Here is a 4,221-nt window from a genome sequence, read left to right on the forward strand (position 1 = left end):
TGCTAGGCAATGATGTTTATGCGTCAGGAGAAAGTGGAGATCAATTCATTTTTTCTGGTAATTTTGGCAAAGATGGCATTGCGGACACTAAAAAAGGTGTTGCTATCAAGATTGGGAACATTGACCTATCTACCGTTGAATGGACAGGCATATCATTCTTTGGAGTAGGTAGATTTAAAAACGCTAGTAAGACACTGATGCTCGATACGGATGGGGTATCGGGTCTAATTACGGATTCATCTGGTAATGAATTATTACTCGGTAACGCCTTTGCCAATGGGGTTTTTAATATTGTTTAATATTTAGCAATTAGCCAGTTGTACGCAACCATCCTGTCCAAGATACTTGTCGGGTTGCCGACCGGGACAATAGCTCGATGCCAGGATTATTCTTTCCTACCCCTCAATCTCACAAGATTGGGGGGTTTGGTTTTATCTAAGCTATGCTCTGAATTAACACAAAAGGTTGCACGATTAGTGTATTAAAAAGGTTATCGGGATGGGAATTCCAATCGCTTAACTGCTCTTGTGTCGGTTTTTCCAGTAGTTTTTCCCCGATCCAATTCTGCACTTGAGCAACCTGATCACCGGCGATCGCTTCTGCCACTTCGATTAAATTGAGGGAATCGGAAACCAGAATCAGCGCATCCCTTTGAGCATGGGGGATCAAGTCACTCCACTCCACTTCGGCTAATTCCTCTAATAACTGCTCGTGAATATTACCCATACTGTCAATCCTTGCGAAAAAGCTCGCTCAACAACGAATTAGCCCTTTCTTCTAGCATACAGGCAAAGGGACGACCGATTTCCCCATCTATAGTAATGTTAAGCTAAAATATAACGAACGTTCGATATTAAACTTATGCCTAAGATAGTAGATGTAGAACAATACCGAAAAGAACTCCTCTTAAAAAGTGCCGAACTCTTTGCCGAGAAAGGCTATGCTGACATGACGACGAGAGAATTAGCGCAAGGATTGGGAGTGTCCACGGGAACGCTGTACCACTACTTTCCCAGTAAAGCGGCACTTTTCGAGCAATTAGTCGAGGAGATGTGCCGGCAGGATGTTTTATTAGCTAAAGCCGAGATCGATCGAGGAAAAACCCTGATAGAAAAGCTAAAAATTCTCGGAAAATTTATGACTAATCGCGAGGATTCCTGCATCAAACAATTATTCTTATCGATTGATTATTCTCAATATCAAGGACGAGAAGAACTGCGTCGTAGTCAATTTTTTGAGCGCGTTGATCGCCGCTATCATCAGGCAGTAATAGAGATTTTAGGTATTAGCGATCCAAGTGTAGCTTGGTTAGTTGTCAGCGTTATTAATGGACTGATATTAGAGCGCCTGTGGTGCAATGAACAGATTGTGATCGATGAACAAATGGAATTATTAGGTAAAATTCTTACTACTTATTTGCAGAAAAACTGTTAACCCACAACAATCACTTATTAACTAAAAAATTATGAAAGGTAAAACTTTTGTGAAACCCAATCAAAAGTTAATGATCGGGTTAATAGTATTAGGCACAGGATTATTAGGAATAACCACCTTGTATAGTCTTTCCCAAGTCGCCCCCAAACCCGAAACCAAAACCCCTATAATTGCGTCACCCACACCGCAAAAAATCACCGCTTTAGGCAGAATTGAACCGAGGACAGAAATTATCAGCATATCTGCCCCGATGTTGCTTGATTCCGATCGAGTCAAGCAATTATTAGTCGATGAAGGAGATAGCGTCAAAACGGGACAAATAATCGCCATTCTCGAAAGTCGGGAAAGATTAGAGGATAACCTGCGACAGGCACAAGAACAGGTGAAAGTAGCCACAGCCAAACTAGAACAGGTAAAAGCTGGGGCAAAAGTCGGCGAAATCGATGCTAATGCCGCTAACGTGCGAAAAATCGAAGCACAATGGGTAGGGGATCAAGCAAACCAACGGACAACTATCCAAAGATTAACAGCGCAATTAGAAGGGGATATAGCTGCCCAAAAAGCGACAATTGCTAAATTAGAAGCAGAATATCGCAATGCCAAAGCTGAATTTGATCGCTACGAAAAACTCTATCAAGAAGGGGCAATTTCCGCCTCTAGTTTTGATAGTAAAAGACTGAATTTAGAAACCAGTAATCAACAACTAACAGAAGCAAAAGTTACCCTAGAGAGAATTGAACGCACTGGTAAACAACAGATACAAGAAGCCAAGACTACCCTAACCCGGATTGAATCCACTGGTCAACAGCAGATCAAAGAGGCCAGATCCACTTTAAATCAAGTCTCGGAAGTGCGGGGAGTCGATGTGCAGGCAGCCCAAGCGGAGGTAAATGCTGCCCTAGTTGCCGTTAAAAAAGCCCAAACCGAGTTAAATCAGGCCTATATTCGATCGCCAATTACCGGCAAAGTGATTAAAGTCAATACCCGTATCGGGGAACAAATCAGCGATCAAGGAATTGTTGACCTCGCTGAAACCGAGCGCATGGAAGTAATTGCCGAAATCTATCAAAGCGATATCGGCAAAATTCGCGAGGGACAAACTGCCACGATTACCGGATCGGCGTTTAAGGGCGAAGTTAGGGGAAAAGTGCGCTTAATTGCTTTAAAAGTTGACCAACAAAATATCTTCAGCAATCAACCGGGGGAAAACTTCGATCGCAAAGTTATCTCTGTCCGCATTGCCTTAGATCGCAAAAACAGTCAAAAAGTGGCAGGTTTAACCAATTCCCAAGTAACTGTAACTATCAATGAGTAGGTTTTAGGGGAAGTGGGGAAGTGGGGAATTTTAACTAAAACCCCAACACCCCAACACCCCAACACCCCAACACCCAACACCCCATGAAACTAACCCATCTATTCAAAAAAACGCCCCTATCTTGGTTACAGGTGACGCGAGAGAAAACCCGTTTGATTGTAGCTATTGCCGGGATTGCTTTTGCTGACTTCCTAATTTTTACACAGTTGGGGTTTCGGGATGCCTTATTTGATGCTTCCGTTAAACCCCATTATGTCCTCGATGCGGATTTAGTCCTGATTAATCCCCAATTTGATACCCTCTTTGCCGTGAAAAGTTTCTCACGCGATCGCTTGTACCAAGCTAAAAGAGTCGAGGGTATTCAATCCTTAGCCTCAGTTTATATTGCTTCTGCCCAGTGGCGCAATCCCGAAACTGCCCTAGAAAGAACTACTTTAGTCTTTGGTTTTGATCCCAGTCAACGGGTTTTTACTCTCCCAGAAGTCAATCAAAAATCCAGTGATCTAAAGATGTTAAATCGCGTGTTGTACGATCAAGCTGGTAGGCCAGAATTCGGTCCAATTGCCGATTTACTCCAGAAAAACCCCGATTTGACAGTTCAGTTAAATAAAAAAGAGGTACAGGTAGCGGGAATTTTTACCCTTGGTGCCTCCTTTGCTGCCGATAGTAACGTCATTACCAGTGATTCTACCTTTTTAAGGCTCTTTCCCGAACGTCAACCCCACGAAATCGATATAGGACTGATTAAACTGCAACCGGGGGCAAATATCGAGGCAGTAAAAGACAATTTACAGGCACTTTTCCCTAAAAATGAAGTAATAGTCCTTACTTTAGAAGAATTTGCTGAAAGGGAAAAAACCTATTGGGCAAATGGTACAGCCATTGGTTTTATCTTTGGGTTAGGTACAGTAGTGGGTTTTATCGTCGGTATCGTCATTGTCTATCAAATTCTCTATTCCGATGTCACCGATCACTTACCCGAATACGCTACCCTAAAAGCTATGGGTTACGGTGATTGGTATTTAGTCGGGGTTTTGATGCAAGAGGCTTTATTACTAGCGGTTTTGGGGTATATACCGGGGTTTATCGTCTCTCTCGGTGTTTATAATCTCGCTTCCTCCGCTACACTTTTACCCATAGTGATGACTACCGCTAGGGCGATCGAAGTTTTAATCCTAACAATTATTATGTGTATTGCCTCTGGAATTGTCGCCATGGGCAAATTAAGGACAGCAGATCCAGCCGATATTTTTTAAGCTATCAAGGGTGAAATAATGCTGATTTTTCAAAAAGAGCGAGAATTAGGGGATTTTAGCCCGAATGAACCCGTAATTGCCATTAAAGGCTTAAATCACTATTTTGGCACGGGGGAATTAAATCTCTTGCCAGATAAGGATTTAGTCGATTTATGACACCCTACCGAACCATACCAAGTAACGAAGAACCGATAAAATTCTCTTATTTAAATAGGG

General features: G+C 42.4%; 4 protein-coding genes and 2 pseudogenes. 5 read left to right on the forward strand and 1 reads right to left on the reverse strand.

All coding sequences use genetic code 11. The annotated features are described in order from the left end of the window. A pseudogene (locus MICAI_RS03785) lies at nucleotides 1-299 on the forward strand (hemolysin); the annotation flags it as partial. 136 nt (nucleotides 300-435) lie between these two features. Here MICAI_RS03785 and MICAI_RS03790 read toward each other — a convergent pair. Continuing rightward, nucleotides 436-726, reverse strand: a complete 291-nt coding sequence (locus MICAI_RS03790; RefSeq protein ID WP_002775585.1) for a DUF2288 domain-containing protein — start codon at nucleotides 724-726, stop codon at nucleotides 436-438. A gap of 135 nt (nucleotides 727-861) precedes the next feature. Between MICAI_RS03790 and MICAI_RS03795 the strand changes: the two genes are divergently transcribed. The 4 genes and pseudogenes from MICAI_RS03795 to MICAI_RS25675 all read left to right on the forward strand — a co-directional run. Beyond that, a complete protein-coding gene (locus tag MICAI_RS03795; protein WP_008198016.1) occupies nucleotides 862-1,434 on the forward strand; it encodes a TetR/AcrR family transcriptional regulator in 573 nt (190 codons plus the stop codon). A gap of 31 nt (nucleotides 1,435-1,465) precedes the next feature. Further along, nucleotides 1,466-2,749, forward strand: coding sequence for an ABC exporter membrane fusion protein (locus MICAI_RS03800; RefSeq protein ID WP_008198018.1), 1,284 nt, complete (start codon nucleotides 1,466-1,468; stop codon nucleotides 2,747-2,749). Nucleotides 2,750-2,832: 83 nt separating this feature from the next. Next, nucleotides 2,833-4,005, forward strand: coding sequence for an ABC transporter permease DevC (gene devC / locus MICAI_RS03805; protein WP_008198022.1), 1,173 nt, complete (start codon nucleotides 2,833-2,835; stop codon nucleotides 4,003-4,005). A gap of 18 nt (nucleotides 4,006-4,023) precedes the next feature. After that, nucleotides 4,024-4,149 (forward strand): annotated as a pseudogene (locus tag MICAI_RS25675) (ABC transporter ATP-binding protein); the annotation flags it as partial. Nucleotides 4,150-4,221: the final 72 nt, after the last annotated feature.

Origin of the sequence: Microcystis sp. T1-4 (assembly GCF_000297435.1) — a bacterium.
Taxonomy (GTDB): Bacteria; Cyanobacteriota; Cyanobacteriia; order Cyanobacteriales; family Microcystaceae; genus Microcystis.